Source organism: Acidimicrobiia bacterium (assembly GCA_029210695.1).
Classification (GTDB): domain Bacteria; phylum Actinomycetota; class Acidimicrobiia; order Spongiisociales; family JAHEDJ01; genus JAHEDJ01.
Genome location: JARGFH010000009.1, coordinates 1 through 16,005 on the forward strand (window position 1 = coordinate 1; position 16,005 = coordinate 16,005).

The 16,005-nt window shown below is 63.1% G+C and carries 17 protein-coding genes and 1 tRNA gene; 2 read left to right on the top strand and 16 right to left on the bottom strand.

The window, feature by feature from the left end; translation table 11 throughout:
* Nucleotides 1–319: IS110 family transposase (locus P1T08_04430; protein MDF1595333.1), on the bottom strand; the 319-nt coding region annotated here is incomplete at its 3' end.
* Between the two features lie 282 nt (nucleotides 320–601).
* Here P1T08_04430 and P1T08_04435 point away from each other — a divergent pair.
* Complete coding sequence (locus P1T08_04435) at nucleotides 602–1,729, top strand: site-specific integrase (protein MDF1595334.1); 1,128 nt, start codon at nucleotides 602–604, stop codon at nucleotides 1,727–1,729.
* A gap of 34 nt (nucleotides 1,730–1,763) precedes the next feature.
* Here P1T08_04435 and P1T08_04440 read toward each other — a convergent pair.
* From P1T08_04440 to der, 3 genes are all read right to left on the bottom strand, one after another.
* A tRNA-Pro gene (locus tag P1T08_04440) sits at nucleotides 1,764–1,840 on the bottom strand.
* Between the two features lie 59 nt (nucleotides 1,841–1,899).
* The gene (locus tag P1T08_04445; protein MDF1595335.1) at nucleotides 1,900–2,043 is read right to left on the bottom strand and encodes a hypothetical protein; all 144 of its coding nucleotides are present in this window, start codon (nucleotides 2,041–2,043) and stop codon (nucleotides 1,900–1,902) included.
* Nucleotides 2,036–3,358 (bottom strand): ribosome biogenesis GTPase Der, encoded by a 1,323-nt coding sequence (der, locus tag P1T08_04450; GenBank protein MDF1595336.1) that lies wholly within the window; start codon nucleotides 3,356–3,358, stop codon nucleotides 2,036–2,038. Before der ends, P1T08_04445 begins: the two co-directional genes overlap by 8 nt.
* Before the next feature lie 186 nt (nucleotides 3,359–3,544).
* Here der and ispH point away from each other — a divergent pair, with 186 nt between their 5' ends.
* A complete protein-coding gene (gene ispH / locus P1T08_04455; GenBank protein MDF1595337.1) occupies nucleotides 3,545–4,594 on the top strand; it encodes a 4-hydroxy-3-methylbut-2-enyl diphosphate reductase in 1,050 nt (349 codons plus the stop codon).
* 10 nt (nucleotides 4,595–4,604) lie between these two features.
* On the opposite strand, the gene aroA is transcribed toward ispH, so the two are convergent.
* The 12 genes from aroA to P1T08_04515 all read right to left on the bottom strand — a co-directional run bounded on the left by aroA (nucleotide 4,605) and on the right by P1T08_04515 (nucleotide 15,828).
* Nucleotides 4,605–6,548 carry a 3-phosphoshikimate 1-carboxyvinyltransferase gene (gene aroA, locus P1T08_04460; GenBank protein MDF1595338.1) on the bottom strand — a complete coding sequence of 648 codons (1,944 nt, stop codon included), beginning with the start codon at nucleotides 6,546–6,548 and terminating at the stop codon, nucleotides 4,605–4,607.
* Nucleotides 6,548–7,264 carry a pseudouridine synthase gene (locus P1T08_04465; GenBank protein MDF1595339.1) on the bottom strand — a complete coding sequence of 239 codons (717 nt, stop codon included), beginning with the start codon at nucleotides 7,262–7,264 and terminating at the stop codon, nucleotides 6,548–6,550. The genes aroA and P1T08_04465 overlap by 1 nt, the downstream gene beginning before the upstream one ends.
* Nucleotides 7,261–7,806, bottom strand: coding sequence for an SMC-Scp complex subunit ScpB (scpB, locus tag P1T08_04470; protein MDF1595340.1), 546 nt, complete (start codon nucleotides 7,804–7,806; stop codon nucleotides 7,261–7,263). The genes P1T08_04465 and scpB overlap by 4 nt, the downstream gene beginning before the upstream one ends.
* Complete coding sequence (locus P1T08_04475; protein MDF1595341.1) at nucleotides 7,806–8,564, bottom strand: segregation/condensation protein A; 759 nt, start codon at nucleotides 8,562–8,564, stop codon at nucleotides 7,806–7,808. Before P1T08_04475 ends, scpB begins: the two co-directional genes overlap by 1 nt.
* A gap of 9 nt (nucleotides 8,565–8,573) precedes the next feature.
* Nucleotides 8,574–9,050, bottom strand: coding sequence for an HDIG domain-containing protein (locus tag P1T08_04480; protein MDF1595342.1), 477 nt, complete (start codon nucleotides 9,048–9,050; stop codon nucleotides 8,574–8,576).
* A 64-nt stretch (nucleotides 9,051–9,114) separates the two neighbouring features.
* On the bottom strand, nucleotides 9,115–9,462 hold the full coding sequence (locus tag P1T08_04485; GenBank protein ID MDF1595343.1) for a TraR/DksA C4-type zinc finger protein: 348 nt from the start codon (nucleotides 9,460–9,462) through the stop codon (nucleotides 9,115–9,117).
* Nucleotides 9,459–10,340 (bottom strand): site-specific tyrosine recombinase XerD, encoded by an 882-nt coding sequence (locus P1T08_04490; GenBank protein ID MDF1595344.1) that lies wholly within the window; start codon nucleotides 10,338–10,340, stop codon nucleotides 9,459–9,461. The genes P1T08_04485 and P1T08_04490 overlap by 4 nt, the downstream gene beginning before the upstream one ends.
* 19 nt (nucleotides 10,341–10,359) lie before the next feature.
* Nucleotides 10,360–10,905, bottom strand: a complete 546-nt coding sequence (locus P1T08_04495) for an NUDIX hydrolase (GenBank protein ID MDF1595345.1) — start codon at nucleotides 10,903–10,905, stop codon at nucleotides 10,360–10,362.
* A gap of 1 nt (nucleotide 10,906) precedes the next feature.
* The gene (locus tag P1T08_04500) at nucleotides 10,907–12,562 is read right to left on the bottom strand and encodes a CTP synthase (protein MDF1595346.1); all 1,656 of its coding nucleotides are present in this window, start codon (nucleotides 12,560–12,562) and stop codon (nucleotides 10,907–10,909) included.
* A gap of 58 nt (nucleotides 12,563–12,620) precedes the next feature.
* Entirely contained in the window at nucleotides 12,621–14,231 is a 1,611-nt protein-coding gene (locus tag P1T08_04505; GenBank protein ID MDF1595347.1) for an AAA family ATPase, read from the bottom strand.
* A complete protein-coding gene (locus P1T08_04510; protein MDF1595348.1) occupies nucleotides 14,228–15,049 on the bottom strand; it encodes an NAD(+)/NADH kinase in 822 nt (273 codons plus the stop codon). The genes P1T08_04505 and P1T08_04510 overlap by 4 nt, the downstream gene beginning before the upstream one ends.
* On the bottom strand, nucleotides 15,046–15,828 hold the full coding sequence (locus tag P1T08_04515; GenBank protein MDF1595349.1) for a TlyA family RNA methyltransferase: 783 nt from the start codon (nucleotides 15,826–15,828) through the stop codon (nucleotides 15,046–15,048). Before P1T08_04515 ends, P1T08_04510 begins: the two co-directional genes overlap by 4 nt.
* Between the last annotated feature and the right edge of the window lie 177 nt (nucleotides 15,829–16,005).

The following is a 16,005-nucleotide window of genomic DNA, read 5'->3' on the forward strand; positions in this document are numbered from 1 at the left end:
GAGAACGGAGATGACGGGCATCGGCCCGATCTGTCTTGGCCCGCTTCTTGCGACCCCGCAACGACGAGGTGTCCGCCGGCTCCGCCAGATGCGCCTCGACACCGGCCGTCTCGAGTTCCTCAACCACAAACCGCCACCCGGTACAACCCTCAGTCGCGAACGACACATCGCTACGGCCGTCGAACCGACCCAACCAGGTACGGAACTCGGCCCGGTTCGCCGGTGCGATCCGCCCAACCTCGACCTCACCCGTCACGGTGTCGAGATGGTCATATGTGATCTGAGCACGATGCACGTCCAAGCCGCCTACGATCGCCATCAGGGATCTCCTTCGATAGCTCCGCCCCAACCCGGGGCCTTTCAGCACACAAGTGTGCATGAGCCGGAGGGGGTCCCTCACATGTCATCTGTCAGGAACCCTGTCAGGGACCCTGTCAGGGACCCTGTCAGGAACCTCCAACTCGACGCTTGTCCGAAATAACACTCAAATAACACTCCGCTGACAGGGTGCCGGACCACAATCCTCCACGCCAGTCGTCGAGCCGATCCCGTCGTCGCCGTCTGCTATGACTTTGGGACGCGACGGTTGAAGGAGTCGAAGATGGCGCACATCCGAAAGAAGGGTACGGGCCAGTGGCAGGTCCGGTACCGGGACCCCTCCGGCACGGAACGAGCGCGCAACTACCGCCGCAAGGCCGACGCCGAGAAGTTCCTCGTAACGGTCGAGGCTGACAAGTTGCGCGGTACATGGGCCGACCCGCGGCTCGGAAAGATCACGTTCGGCGAATGGCTGCCCACCTGGCAGGCAAGTCGGGTCCACCTCAGGCCATCGACACGAGCCGGAACCGAGTCGCTGTTGCGCAATCACGTACTCCCCTACTTCGGAGTTCGCCGCCTCGGATCGGTCACGCCGACGGAGGTGCAAGGGTTCGTTGCTCACCTCGAGGAAAAGGGGCTGGCCGCGTCAACAATCCGCCAGGCCTACCTGCTGGTCGCCGGCCTGTTCGCCTCAGCACTCGACTCGGACCTCATCGTCCGCACTCCCTGTCGTGGGATCAAGTTACCTCCAAAGTCGCAGACGGAGATGCGGTTCTTGAATGCCGACGAGGTAGCCGACGTCGCCGGTGCGATCGATGATCGGTACCGAGCGCTCGTCCTCACCGCCGCCTACACCGGTTGTCGCTTCGGTGAGCTCGCCGGCCTGCGAGTGCGCCGCCTCGATCTCCTCAGGCGGAGCCTGACGATCGCTGACACGCTTTCGGACGTGCGCGGTCAGGTCGCACTGGCTCCCCCGAAGACGGCAGCCGCACGGCGCCAGGTGGCGCTACCGAAGTTCCTCGTCGAGGAGGTGGCCCGGCACCTGAGTCAGTGGCCACCGGGTCCCGACGGGTTCGTGTTCTCGGCGCCCGAGGGCGGACCGCTGCGTCGCACAAACTTCCGGAGACGAACCTGGCTCCCGGCGGTCAGGGTCTCAGTTGGTGAGCCGCTCAGGTTCCATGACCTCAGACATACCCACGCCGCCATGCTCATCGCCCAAGGTGAGCACCCGAAAGTCATCCAGCTGCGCCTCGGGCACTCGTCGATTCAGGTCACTCTGGACACCTACGGGCACCTATTCGAGGGTCTCGATGAGGCGGCTGCGGACCGGCTTGACGCCGCGTTTTTGCGGACTCCCGCGGACTTTTCGCGGACTCTTGGCGATTCCAGCGTCTCCGAACTTCCTCGTTGAACGACAGAAACCCTTGCTGCACAAGGGCTTCCGCTGGTCGGGCTGGCCGGATTTGAACCGGCGACCTCTTGACCCCCAGTCAAGCGCGCTGCCATGCTGCGCCACAGCCCGTGGACATACGATCATACCCGACTCAGTGGGAGGAAAGGCCCAGCGATCAACGACCGCCTTCACCAGGGGCAGGTTCCCCAATCGAAGAGCCAGTCCCCGACACAGATGACTCCCTCGACTGCCCGGAGGGTCAGATAGAGGCCGACGATGGTGAGCGTGAGGATGTAGCCGAACGGCGGTCGCCGTCGCTCGGACTCAGGCATCGTCACCTTTTTGCGAACGGCGGCGGGCGACGAGCTTGACGGGCGTCCCGGTGAAATCTGCGACGCCCCGGATGCGATGCTCGAGGAAACGGAGGTAGTCGTCGCCTATCAATCCTCCGCCGACGAACACGACAATGGTCGGAGGTTCGGCACCCGCCTGAACGGCATACACGATATGCGGCCGCCGCCCCTTCCGCACCGGCGGCGGATGGGCGGCGTGCCACTCGCGAATCTGACGATTGAGCAGACTGGTCGACAGCCGTCGCCCCCTGTTCTCCAGGACGAGTTCGAGTGTCTTGGCCAGCCGGTGGAGCCGGGCGCCGGTTTTGGCCGAGATGCGCAACACCGGAGCCCATGCGATGAACTGGAGTCGTCTCGCCACCGCGTCCTCGGTGGCCTCTCGTTGCTCGAGATCGGCAATATCCCATTTGTTCAGCAGGACGATCAGGCCGGCGCCCCCGCCGGCGGCTTCCTCGGCGATCCGCTGATCCTGCTGGGTTACGCCCTCAACGGCGTCGATGATCAGCAGCGCGACATCGGCTGCGGCCAGTACTTCGCGGGCCCGCACGACTGAGTAGTACTCGGTGGTTTCCTTGACCTTGGGGGCACGGCGGATTCCTGCCGTGTCGACGATGGAGTATTCGATGCCGCCGAGTTCGACGACCGCATCGATGGGGTCGCGGGTCGTGCCGGGAACGGGTGATACCAGTACCCGGTCATCCTTCAACAGCTGATTCAGCAATGTGGATTTACCGACGTTCGGACGCCCAACGATGGCGAGCTTCGGCAGCGGTGACACCGCCGGCAACTCGTCGAGGTCGGGGAGATGATCGACAATGCGGTCGAGCAGGTCGCCGGTCCCGCGCCCGTGGAGCGCAGAGACACCTATCGGTTCGCCAAGGCCGAGGCTCCAGAGTTCGGGAACGTCGAACTCGCGAGCCGCGTCGTCGACCTTGTTGGCAACGACGATGACGCGATCCGGCGTGGCGCGCAGCAGCGAGACGACGCCTAGGTCGTCGCCCCCGACCGCCGTCGAGGCGTCCACAACGAAGAGCACGACGTCTGCGCTCGCCAGAGCCGCTTCGGCCTGCCCTGAGATGTCGGTGGCGAGTTCGTCTCCTGCTACCTGCCATCCACCCGTGTCGATGAGGAGGAACTGGCGACCGTTCCAATCGGCGGCGAACTCGCGCCGATCACGCGTCACGCCCGGCCGTTCTTCGACCACCGCAGAGCGGCGACCGATGATCCGGTTGATGAGTGTTGACTTACCTACGTTCGGGCGACCTACAACGGCCACAATGGGGAGGCGGGACATAGTGGGACGGATGGTACTCGGACGGGCGACTACCTCTGTTTCCCACCGACAAGCATGCGGGGATACTCCGTAGTCACACGGAACGCTGAGGTCAACGGTCGATGCCTGCAGCCTGAGGCCTACTGCCTGACGCGGACTCTCCGCCGGCTTCCACCTGTATCGCCCGGAGTGACCTAGCCTTGTTTCATGTCCCCATCCACCGTCCTTCTCGCAGAACCGCGCGGGTTCTGTGCCGGTGTCGAGATGGCGATCAAGGCCCTCACCTGGATGGTGCGGGTGTTCGAACCGCCGGTCTACTGCTTCCATGACATTGTCCACAACCGCTGGGTCGTGAAGGCCTTCGAGGATGTTGGCGTGATCTTTGTGGACGACATCGATGACGTTCCGGCCGGAGCGCCTGTGATGTTGTCTGCTCACGGTTCCGCCCCGGAGGTGGTTTCCAATGCAGAAGCGCGAGCGGGCATCGTTGTCGACGCCGTGTGCCCTCTCGTCACGAAAGTGCATCACGAAGTACGGCGCATGGCCGACCGCGGGTTCGAGATCATCTACGTCGGACATGCGGGCCACGATGAGGCCATCGGCACCGTAGCCGAGGCTCCCGAGGCGATCACGCTGGTCGAACCCGAAACAGGTCTAACCGATTTCGCGCCGGCGGATCCGTCGAAGGTGGCTCTCCTGGCGCAGACGACGCTCGGGGTGCATGAATGGCAGGCCGTACTCGATGAGGCGCGGCGCTCATTCCCAGCGGTGTCGATGGCCCGGAAGAGTGATCTTTGCTATGCCACGACGAACCGACAAGACGCCGTGCGGGCTCTGGCTGAGTCGGCCGACCTGATCCTGGTGGTCGGATCGGAATCATCCTCCAACACTCGCGCTCTCGTCCGCGTCGCCAGAGAGGGTGGAGTCGCCGCCTATCGGATCGACGACGCCGACTCCATCGAAGACACCTGGATCGACGCGGCAACTGTGGTCGGCCTCACTGCCGGGGCTTCGGCGCCGGATCATCTCGTCCAGGAGGTCATCGATCGCATCAACCCTCGTGATGGTGTGCGCCTGCTGTCGGTGACGGAGGAAGGCGAGTACTTCCCGCTCCCACCACAATTACGGTCGCTGCTGCGCGCTCTGCAGCAGACGGTGGAGGCGGGGTTCGGGGCGCGACCGTCGGTTGTACCGGGTCCGCTCGATCGAGATGTCGATTGGAACGCCACGGAGGCGCTGGCCGCCATCAGTCGCTAGGGCTACTCGATCAGCGGTGCTTCCGTTGCTGAGCCTCGGTCACGATCACGTCAACGACTTGCTCGATTGTGAGATCAGACGTATCGAGCACCAGCGCGTCTGCGGCTGCCGTCAGCGGCGAGTCCTTGCGCGACGAATCAATAGAGTCCCGACGCTCGAGATCTCCGGCCACCCGCTCTATGTCGGTTCGATCGTGCTCCGTGGCGCGCCGCCGGGCACGTATCTCCCGGCGGGCGGTCAGGTACACCTTGAGATCGGCATCCGGGAACACGACGGTGCCGATATCCCGACCTTCAACTACGGCACTACCGCCATGCTCCCTCACCCACTCCCGTTGGGCCGCCACCATGAGCCGACGCACCTCAGGGATTGCAGAAACGGGACTTGCCGCCCGGGTCACCGGGTCGGTACGGATCTCCGCGCTGACATCGCGTTCGTCGACCAACATGAGTCCGCCGCGGTAGCCGTATTCGTGGCGATTGACCTCAGCGATGACTGCCGGCGAATCATCGGGGTCGATCCCCGCTTCCACCGTCACCAGGGTCGCAGCCCGGTAGAACGCACCCGTGTCGAGGTGCGGGATGCTGAGCCTTTCACCAACTGCCCGGCTGACGGTCGTCTTGCCGGAACCGCCGGGACCGTCGAGTGCGATGATGACGCCCATGGGGTCAGGAACCCTAGTCGCGTCGACGGTGATCCCATCCAGAGCATCGAAGAAGCCCGGCCACGTCTTTGCCACACACCCGGAATCGAGAATCGTCATCCCCGGCGCGACCAGTCCTGCCACTGCGAAGGACATTGCGATCCGGTGGTCGTCGTAGGGTTCGATCTCGCCTCCGTGCGGCCGGCCACCCTCCACGCTGATCGAGTCGGAAGTTGTCCTGGCAGTGATCCCGATCGACGCCAGTTGCGCCTCCAAGGCAATCAAGCGATCCGACTCCTTGATGCGGAGGTTTCCGATATTGCTGATGATCGATTCACCGTCGGCGAATGCACAGACCACCGCCAGCATGAGCGCCGCGTCCGGTGCGGAACCCATATCGCGTCTTACCGGGCGCAACCTTTCCGGACCGTGAACCTGCACTCCCCCGCTTGTCCAATCGACACCACATCCCATTTCTTCCAGGACATCGAAGAACATCCGGTCTGCTTGTTGCGATTTTTGGGAAAGACCCTCGATCCGAATGTCTCCGCCGGTGATGGCGGCGGCCGCCGCCGGATACACCGCAGCCGAGAAATCGGGCTCGATCGCGAAATCCGTACCCGAATACCCGGTTGAACCGTGTACGAACAACTCGGGGCCGGGCCGCAGTTCGACGATGGCGCCGAACCGAGTCATGACGTCGATGGTCATCTCGATGTAGGGCCGGGACACCAGCAAGTCGTCGACGAAGCTGATCGTCGTGTCACCGGCCAGGCGCGGTGCAATCAACGCCACCGCCGAGACGTACTGACTCGACTTCGCCGCATCCATGGTGATCGAGCGACCTACCGGTTGCCTGTCGCCGACCCGGAGCGGTGGACCGGCACCGTCCCCCAGCATCTCGATCTCCGCCCCGAGCGCAATGAGAGCGTCCACCAGGTCGGTGATCGGTCGGCTGCGCATCCTTTCACTCCCGTCGATCACTACCGCACCCGGCACGAGTACGCCCAGCGCGGTGATGAACCGGGCGGTCGTCCCGGACGCTCCGACCTCGAGGCGACCTGTCGGAGTGGACAGGCGACCGCCGGAGCCGTGCACGCTCCACGCCGCCGGGTCCCCATCTTCGATCGTCACACCCAGAGCGCGAAGGCACCCCCGCATGGCCGACGTGTCCTCGGCATCGAGAGGCCGTCGCAAGACGCTTCGTCCGATAGCCAGTGCCGCAGTCACCAGTGCACGATTGGTGAGACTGCGCGATCCTGGAATCTGGAGTGACCCAACCGCTCTTCCGGGTCGCACCGTACGGTTCATCACCTCACCGAAGCTTCATAGAGTGACCGGACCTCTTCGATAGTCAGCCGCCGCCACTCTCCCTCTCGTAGATTCCCATCCCTCAGTGGACCGATCGCCGTCCGAAACAGGGCGGTCACCGAACAACCGATCGCTTCGCACATCCGCCTCACCTCGCGCTTGCGTCCTTCGCCCATGATGACCTCGAGCATGGTCTTGCCGCCTATCGACTCGACGATCCTGGCCGCAACCGCCTGCGCCGGACCGTCATCGAGTTGCACGCCCTGGGTCAAGCTACGGACTTCCGCCGTCCGGGGGCTGCCCTCCACCAGCACCGTGTAGGTCTTCGTCACTCCGTGACTCGGATGGGTGATGCGTTGGGCGAGGTCGCCGTCATTCGTCAGCAACAGCAACCCTCCCGAGTCCTGGTCGAGACGCCCAACCGGGAACACCCTGGGCTCTGACGGCACCAGGTCGACTACGGTCGCGCGGCCGTGCGTGTCTTCAGCTGTGCTGATCACTCCTGCCGGCTTGTTGAGTAGGTAGTAGACGAGCCCCGGGGCGATCGGGAGTGCGATGCCGTCGATCTCGACCTTTTCCTCATTGGTCTCGATCTTCTGCCCGAGGTGCGCGACGACACCGTCGACGGTTATGCGGCCCGCCCGAATCAACTCCTCAGCAGCTCGCCGCGAACATAGTCCCGACCGCGCTACCACTTTCTGAAGTCGCTCGTTCAAGGTTTGAAGGTTTCCTCGAGCGACTCAACCACCGTCGCCGCCGGTACGTGGTCTGCCAGCGGCGGTAGGTCGCCGAGCGATTGCAGGCCCATCTTCTCGAGGAACAGGTCCGTGGTGCCGTAGACCGCCGGATTGCCCGGGAGCGCCAGTCGCCCCATTTCGACGATCAGCCCACGTCTGGCGAGTGTGTGCAAAGCCGATTCGGCATCCACTCCTCGTACTTCGGACACCTGCGACCGGGACACCGGTTGCTGATAGGCGACGATCGCAAGAGTTTCGAGTGAAGCTTGAGAGAGCCGGGTGGCGGTGGCAGTCGTTGCGAATCGATCGAGATATGCGTAGGCGTCCGGCGACGTGTAGAGGCGCCACCCACCGCCGACGCTCCTCAGCTCCAGACCGCGATCGGTCAAGCGGTCCGCCAACACGTCGAGTTCGGAGCGAACCTCTGATACAGGAAGTTCTAGAACTTCGGCCAGTTCCTCGATCGGGACGGGTGACTCGGCAACGAACAGGATCGCTTCGAGAATCGATGGAACATCCATTACCGACTCCATTCACTCACGCGCGGGTCGCCATCCCCGGTATGACGTATGTCAATGGGCGAAAGCCAGTCATCCTGTGCGATGTCGACCAGTCCCCACCTGGCGAGTTCGAGCAGCGCCAGGAAATACGCCACGACTTCCACCTTGCGAGTGCAATGCGCTACGACATCATCGAAGGTGGTCTCGGCCAGCGAGGCGATCCTGGCCCGAAGCTCATCGATGGCATTCTCCACCGAGGGCAAATCGAGGTCGAGATGGTCGAGATCGAGCTCGGAGGGCCGCTCGGTAAAGACACGATGGGCCAGTGACACAAAACCGTTCAGGTCGAGCGGGATTCGCACTTCCGGCGGGTTGGCGGCGAGATCGGGATCGGAACCGGCACGCCGTTCGACGTACCGGTTGTTCGCCATGAACCTGTGCCCGAGCACCGCCGCAACGTCCTTGAATGTGACACATTGCAGCAACCGGGTGATCAGTCGATCCCGCTCTTCCATCAAAGCCAGTTCCTCGTCGAGGTCGACCTCAATATCGTCCGGGAGCAGATGGCGGGCCTTCAATTGAATCAGAGTGGCAGCGATGAGCAGGAACTCACTGGTGACGTCGAGATCGAGTTGCCTCATCTCGTGGATGAACGAGACGTACTCCGATACGAGATCGATCAAGCTCAGGCCGGTGATGTCGACTTGATGCCGGGTCACGAGTTGGAGTAGGAGGTCAAGCGGTCCCTCGAACACGGCCGTTTTCACTTCATACGTCATGATCGGCGCTCATCGTATTGCCTTCGAACGGGTGTCCGGAGGTTTTCCCGGTTCGTCTGCAGTCTCCAGCAACCGCCAATCCTCAGCACTGATCGACGTAGGGCGCTCATCGTGGTGCCATCTGGCAAAGTCGACGACGATTGGTTCACAGCCGAGCACCTGCAGCTCCTCGGCTCCGAGCGGGCCGTGTTGGAAGTACGTAGCGTGGCGCCCGCCGAGCGGTAATCGGAGTTTGGCCGATGCGCTTGCGAGGGAGCGACGGATGATGCCGAGGCCCGAATGGCGTTTGCCGACATCGTGCAACAACGCGGCCCGAATCAAATCGAGCCGATCGGGTACAAGATGCTGCATGCGTGATGCTGCTCGAAAGGCATGGCGTTGATCGACCACGGGCTGGAAGAAGAAGAGCCGGCCTTCCGCATTAGAAGCCAGCCAGGCGGCGAGTACGACCCGTTCCAGTTCATCCAGCGGACGTGCGGTTGCCACCTCGAAGAATCTCCTGGCGAGATGCCACCACGATCCGATCCGACGACCGCCCTCCACCGCGCCCCTAGGAACGGCGGGTCTTGCAGTCCATGCAGAGAACAGACGTCGGCCGGGCTTCCATTCTCGGCGCGCCGATCTCCTTACCGCACTTGGCGCACATCCCGTAGGTCCCCGAATCGAGCTTGGCCAGCGCTTCGTCAACCTCATCAACTTGCCCTTTGAGGCTCTCGACGAGTCCAAGGACCTCGGTGCGCTCTGCCGTCGCCGCTCCGGCATCGGCAAATCCATCACCAAACTGGACATCAGAGCGCAAATCACCGGACTCGGTCGCGCCGAGTTCCTCGAGCTGGTGAACCAGCTTCGTGCGCTCTTCAGTTAGTACCGTTCTAGCGGCGTCGTAGTTGATAATCATCTGCTTCGTGGGTGCGACTCGACGTAAACCTCAATGAGGTGCTGAGGCGACACTTTCGTATACACCTGAGTGGTGGAGATACTAGCGTGGCCGAGCATTACCTGTACGGTTCGCAGATCTGCCCCTCCTTCCACCATGTGTGTGGCTGCCGAATGGCGGAGAACATGGGGGGAAACCGCGTCTTCGTCGATGCCTGCCCGCCTCGCCGCTTTGCGGACCAGACCCCACACCCCTTGCCGGCTCAGCCGCCCTCCCCTGGCGTTGAGGAACACAGCACCGGGATCGGGCCGCCCGCCCAGCACGGCTCGACGGTCGGGGAGGTATTGCTCGATCGCCGCCACGGCATGACGTCCCAGTGGGACGAGGCGCTGCTTACTTCCCTTCCCCGTGACCATCGCCGTCCCGTCCTCCAGGTCGACATCGATGACATCGAGGCCGACCACCTCCGCCACCCTCGAACCCGAGGCGTACATGAATTCGAGGAGGGCGCGATCTCGCCTCCCTGGTGCCGTGGTCGTGTCCGGCGCTTCGATGAGCTTCTCTACGAGATCTAGGTCCAGCGCCTTTGGAAGGCGAAGGCCTCCGCGCCGGGCTTCGACGAGCGCGGTCGGATCGTCGGCAGCCGTGCCTTCTGCGATCAGGAAACGATGTAGCCCGCGCACTGCCGCCACCTTTCTCGAGATCGTGGCAGCCGCCAGTCCGCGCCGATTGAGGTCTGCAACGAACCCATCCACCAGGAGAGGCGTCGGCGCTCGTCCTTCGAGGAAAAGCCCATAGTCGGTGAGATCCCGGCGGTACGCCAGGATGGTGGCCGGTGCTAGACCACGCTCAACCGCGAGCGATGAAAGGAACTCGGCGACTTCAGCTTCGATGCTCATACCCTCCACGCCGAGACCGTTACGACGCCCACCGCGGCATTCCCTCCAACAGGCCGATCAGCGTCTTGGCATCGGTGATCGAACCATCGGCGATCGCCGACCGCACTTCCGCGAAGCTCAAGCGGATGATCTCGGCATGGCGTTCCTCAATCCCATCCGGCCGCGCTCCCACCTCCGTCAGATCGGTGGCGAGAAAAAGGTCGATGCGTTCGTCCGAGAAACCCGGTGTCGTGTTGATCGTGCGGAGATGTTCGAGCCGACCCGGCCGGTAGCCGGTCTCTTCCTCACACTCACGGGTAGCCGCCATCTCGAGAGGTTCGTTCTCGATGTCGAGTATCCCGGCCGGTATCTCCAGCATCAGGGCTCCAAGCGGTGCCCTGAACTGCCGGACGAAGATCACGTGTCCATCGTCGATCGGTACGACGGCCACGGCTCCGGGGTGCCGGATCACGACGCGTTCGAATTCGCTTCCGTCGTGGTCACGGTAACGATCCAACTCGACGGACAGAAAAGCGACCCTGGCAACTACATGGCTTCCGGTCAGAACCGCCGGAAGAGGATCCACGTCAGGATAACTCGACCGACGCCGGCGTTGGAACCGGCGATTCAGAGGTCAGACGGACCTCGCGGTGCGCGAGAGCAGCGGCGATGAAACCAAGGAACATCGGATGCGGATCATCCGGCCGCGACTTGAACTCCGGATGGAACTGCGAGGCGAGGAAGAACGGATGATCCGGCAGTTCGATGACCTCGACCAGGTTCCCATCTGGTGACACTCCGGAGAGCCGCATGCCGGCGGCCTCGAGGTCTTTGCGGTAGCGGTTGTTCACTTCGTACCGGTGCCGGTGTCGCTCGTAGATCAGTTCCTCGCCGTAGAGTCTGCGGATGAGCGAGCCTTCTGCCAGCTTGGCTGCGTAGAGACCAAGGCGCATCGTGCCACCCATATCGTTCAGATCCTGCTGGCTCTCCATCAGGTCGATGACCCGATGAGGGCTCGTTGGATCGAACTCGCCGGAATGTGCATCGCCCAAGCGAACCACGTTTCTGGCGAACTCGATCACCGCACACTGAAGACCCAGGCACAAACCCAGGTAGGGAACCCGTTGCTCCCGGGCATGACGAACGGCGAATACCTTGCCTTCGATGCCGCGACCGCCGAACCCACCGGGGACGAGTATGCCGTCGAGGTCCTCCAGGTAGGCAGAACCGAGGAGACCGGGAAGGTCATCGCTCGGGACCCAGCGAAGATCGAGTCGCACCCCCTTCGCCAGCGATGCGTGACGAAGGGACTCAACAACGGAGAGATAGGCGTCGGGGAGATCTACATACTTGCCGACGACACCGATCGTCACCTCGTCTTTCACTGAGGCGGCGCGGGCTACGAGGGCTTTCCACGAAGTCAGGTCTGGCTCGCCGGTTTCGAGGTGAAGTCGCTTCACCACGACCCCATCGAGACCGCCGTCATGAAGGGTAAGTGGTACCTCATAGATGTCGCTCGCATCGGGGGCGTTGATGACGGCATCTGCTTCGACATCGCAGAACAAGCTGATCTTCCGGCGAACCTGGTCGTCAATCGGGCGATCCGATCGCACCACAATCACATCCGGTTGGATGCCGCGGGACCGCAGTTCCGCGACCGAGTGCTGCGTCGGCTTGGATTTCAACTCTTCGCTGGAAGCTATGAACGGCACGAGTGTCACATGGAGGTAGAGCGTGTTGTCGCGTCCAACGTCCTTGCGCAGCTGGCGAATAGCCTCGAGATACGGGAGGCCTTCGATGTCGCCGACCGTGCCCCCGATCTCGGTGATGACAAAATCGACGTCATCGTTGTCGCCGAGACGCCGAATGCGTGACTTGATCTCATTGGTGATGTGCGGAATCACCTGGACGGTGTCACCGAGGTAGTCACCGCGTCGTTCCTTCTGGATGACCGTCTGGTAGATAGCCCCCGTGGTGACGTTCGAGTCGCGTCGGAGATGCTCGCCTGTGAATCGTTCGTAGTGGCCCAGGTCGAGGTCGGTCTCTCCGCCGTCGTCTGTGACGAATACCTCACCGTGCTGGAAGGGATTCATCGTCCCCGGATCCACGTTGATGTACGGGTCGAGTTTCTGGAGGACTACCTTGAGGCCCCGTGCTTTGAGGAGTCGACCGAGAGACGCAGCGGTTATGCCTTTGCCGAGGCTGGAAACCACGCCCCCGGTGACGAATACATATTTGGTCACGGGCGCGAAGCGTAGCACCGCCCCGCAGTTCCCCAAGTAAATCGCGCTCACCCGGCCGTCAGGCGCGATCTGCCATTGCCAATTGGCGCAACTCCTCAGCGTGCTCCCGCCCCCGCTCGGACTCCGACAAACCGGCGAGCATCCGCGACAGCTCTTCGATCTGGTCGACCGCTTCGACACGCCGGACCGTCGCCCGAGCACCGTCACGTTCGACGACGAAGTGGGCGTCGGCGAAAGCCGCCACCTGGGGCAGGTGTGTCACACACAGGACCTGACGGTGCCTGGCCAGGCCGGCGAGTTTCCGACCCATCGCCAGAGCCGTGCGACCGCCGAGACCGGCATCAACTTCGTCAAAGACAACAATCGGGGCCTCACCGGCCGCCCCGGCCAAACGCAGGGCCAGCACCAGGCGACTCAACTCGCCGCCTGAGGCGACTTTGGCGACCGGGCCGGGCTCGATTCGCTCATCGGAAGAGAACAGCAGGTCGATCTTGTCGGCGCCCGTTCCGCCCGGCCCGGCCTCGGTGATCGTGAACAGGATTGACGGCGAGGTGAAACCAAGGTCGCGCAGATGGCCTTCTGCGGCATGCTCCACTTGCTCGGCGGCCCGCATCCGTGCCTCCCGTAGCTCGCCGGCGGTGGCCAATACCTCTGCTTCGGCATCGACCAACTCAGCATCGAGGACCCGGCTTCTCTCAACCAGCTCCTCCAGTTCGGTCAGGCGTCCTGCCGCCTCCCGACCGAAATCGAGAACCGCGGTGAGGTCTTCTCCGTACTTGCGCCGGAGATCAGACAAGAGGGCGATCCGCTGTTCGATCTCCCCCAGCATCTTCGGGTCCAGCGACACCCCCTCGGTGGCGACCCGGATCTCAGTACCGAGTTCGGCCAGGCCGACCATCAGGCCTTGCGCGAGTTCGACCAGCGGAGCAAGGTCGGGGTCGAGGTCGGCTGCTCGCGTGATGCCGGCGAATGCACCACCACCGGCGTCGGCAGCTTCGTCGACAAGGCTGTGGGCGTTGTTCAGAACTTCGATCAGTTCGCTGGCGTGACGCATCCTCCTGGCGTCGATCACCAGGCTTTCATCGTCGCCGGTCACAAAACCGGCTGCAGAAATCTCGCCGACCTGGAAGGCTACGAGGGCACGCTCACGTTCGAGTGCACGCACATCCCCGCCGATCCGGGTTTGGTCTCTGCGAAGGCCTGCCAGCCGCTGCCAGGCAGTCTGGTACTTCTCAATCGACTGGCGGCCGGCTTCATCGAGCGAGGCATCGAGCAGGCGGCGGAGTTCGGCAGATGACCGCAGTGCGAAGTGGTCACCCTGGGCGACGACTTCGACGAGTCCGCGCACGCGTTCTGCGACCACTTTGAGAGGAACCATCGATCCGTCGAGATAGGCCCTGCTTCGTCCTTCGCGGGCAAGTCGACGAGTCACGGTCGTCTCTTCGCCGTCTGTTACGAATCTTCCCTCGACCGTAGCTTCGTCGCTGCCGGACGTGATCAGGCCGCTCCTGGCCGGAAGGCCAAGCATCAGTTCGATCGCCCCGAGCAGAAGGGTCTTGCCTGCACCGGTCTCGCCGGTCACCACCACGAGCCCGGCGGTCGGCTCGATGCGGGCCGAGTCGAGCACACCGAGATTCGAAATGGCCAGTTCGTCGAGGAGGGAGGTCATTGCAGTCTGAGCTTCTCCGTGACCAGGCGCGGGTACGACCGTCGGGAGTGGTCGATGAACCTCACGTTTTGTGGTGCACGGCGGATCACGATCTCCTCACCCTCAGCAGCACTCCCCAGCTCATTCCCGTCCACGTTTACGCCGACCGGCCACTCTCTGACCACGGTGCACCGAAGCTCAGTATCAGCCGGGAACACCATGGCACTCCGAAATAGGGAGTGGTGGGCGACAGGCGTGAGGATGATGGACTCGACTCGCGGATGGACGAGTGGACCTCCTGCTGACAAGTTGTAGGCGGTCGATCCTGTCGGGGTTGAAAACACGAGGCCATCAGCGTGGTACGTGAGAAACGGTTCTCCATCGATTGCGACGTCGATGGAGACAAGCCGCTGACTCATCACTTTCTCGACTACGACGTCATTGACGCCCACGAGGGATCCGACACCGGCAATCGATGCCTCGATTGCCATTCGCTCGACTTCGATCCAGGTGCCGGCGGCCAGCTGTGCAACGATCGAATCAATTTGCTCGGGCTCGACGTCCGCTAGGAACCCGATCCGACCTAGGTTCACTCCGAATAACGGCACGTCGATGGAGAGGGCGTGTTGAACAGCCCGTAGAACGGTCCCATCCCCCCCTACGGCCGCGACCACATCCACCGGGTCGACGTCCAGGTCCATCACCTCGATGCCCAGCACGGCGGCTGCACGTTCATCGGCCACCACCTCGAGGCCTGCGTCCCGAGCGCGGTTTACGAGTGTTCGGGCCACCTCCGCGGCCCGATCGAGCTTGTGATGCACCACAACGCCGAGTTTCACGCTCGCGTCATCTCCTCGATCTCCTTTTCGCTCACGATTCCGGATCCGGGCCGGAGGTGCACGAAGAACTCACGATTTCCCTTCGCCCCGCGAATCGGTGATGGAGTAATCCCGAGAGTTCCGAGACCGTAGCCATCGAGACACGCGATCACTTGCCGAATCGCCCGGCTGTGGTCCCCAGCCTCGCGCACGATGCCGCCCTTGCCAACCTCCCCCTTGCCCAACTCGAACTGCGGCTTGACCAGCAGGACGAGGTCGGCGCCGTCGGCGGCCAGATTCGCCAGAGCCCCACCCACGGTGCAAAGAGAGATGAAGGACAGATCCGCCACGATCAACGCGAATGGACCGCCGAGGTCGGTGCCGGCTACATAGCGAAGATTGGTCCGATCGTGAACCTCCACCCGCGGGTCCTGGCGGATCGACCAGTCCAGCTGACCGTACCCCACGTCGACCGCGCAGACGCTTTGCGCCCCGCGTTGGAGGAGGCAATCCGTGAATCCTCCCGTAGACGCACCGGCGTCCAGACAGCGCTTCTCTGTCGGGTCGACGCCAAACGTTTCGAGCGCAAACTCGAGCTTCAAGCCGCCCCGCGATACGTATCTGCTCGATCCTCCGTCGTCGACCTCGATGGGGTCATCGTTGCCGACCAGGGATGCCGCTTTGGGGGTAGAAACCCCGCGCACGAGGACGCGCCCTTCCTCGATGGCACGCTGCGCTTCCGATCTACTCGTAACCAACCCGCGCCGGAGCATCTCCTGGTCGAGACGGCGACGGGTCAGCCCGAACCCTCCCGCTCCGGGTCGAGCAGGTGGGCCAGGGTATCGGCGAGCGAATCGGCCTGTTCAGCGGCATCGGCCGGGTCGGCCTGTTCGAGGTCCTCGATGAGTTTCACGATCGACGTATGATCCATGAGTCCATTATCGCCCGTGTTCCCTGGATCCGAAGCTTTTCAGACA

Bases quoted from the DNA above. Each gene is read 5' to 3' on its own strand.
- ispH (MDF1595337.1), top strand. From the start codon at position 3,545: ATGTCCCCATCCACCGTCCTTCTCGCAGAACCGCGCGGGTTCTGTGCC.
- P1T08_04445 (MDF1595335.1), bottom strand. From the start codon at position 2,043: ATGCCTGAGTCCGAGCGACGGCGACCGCCGTTCGGCTACATCCTCACG.
- aroA (MDF1595338.1), bottom strand. From the start codon at position 6,548: ATGAACCGTACGGTGCGACCCGGAAGAGCGGTTGGGTCACTCCAGATT.
- P1T08_04485 (MDF1595343.1), bottom strand. From the start codon at position 9,462: ATGATTATCAACTACGACGCCGCTAGAACGGTACTAACTGAAGAGCGC.
- P1T08_04435 (MDF1595334.1), top strand. From the start codon at position 602: ATGGCGCACATCCGAAAGAAGGGTACGGGCCAGTGGCAGGTCCGGTAC.
- scpB (MDF1595340.1), bottom strand. From the start codon at position 7,806: ATGGATGTTCCATCGATTCTCGAAGCGATCCTGTTCGTTGCCGAGTCA.
- der (MDF1595336.1), bottom strand. From the start codon at position 3,358: ATGTCCCGCCTCCCCATTGTGGCCGTTGTAGGTCGCCCGAACGTAGGT.
- P1T08_04505 (MDF1595347.1), bottom strand. From the start codon at position 14,231: ATGACCTCCCTCCTCGACGAACTGGCCATTTCGAATCTCGGTGTGCTC.
- P1T08_04475 (MDF1595341.1), bottom strand. From the start codon at position 8,564: ATGACGTATGAAGTGAAAACGGCCGTGTTCGAGGGACCGCTTGACCTC.
- P1T08_04490 (MDF1595344.1), bottom strand. From the start codon at position 10,340: ATGAGCATCGAAGCTGAAGTCGCCGAGTTCCTTTCATCGCTCGCGGTT.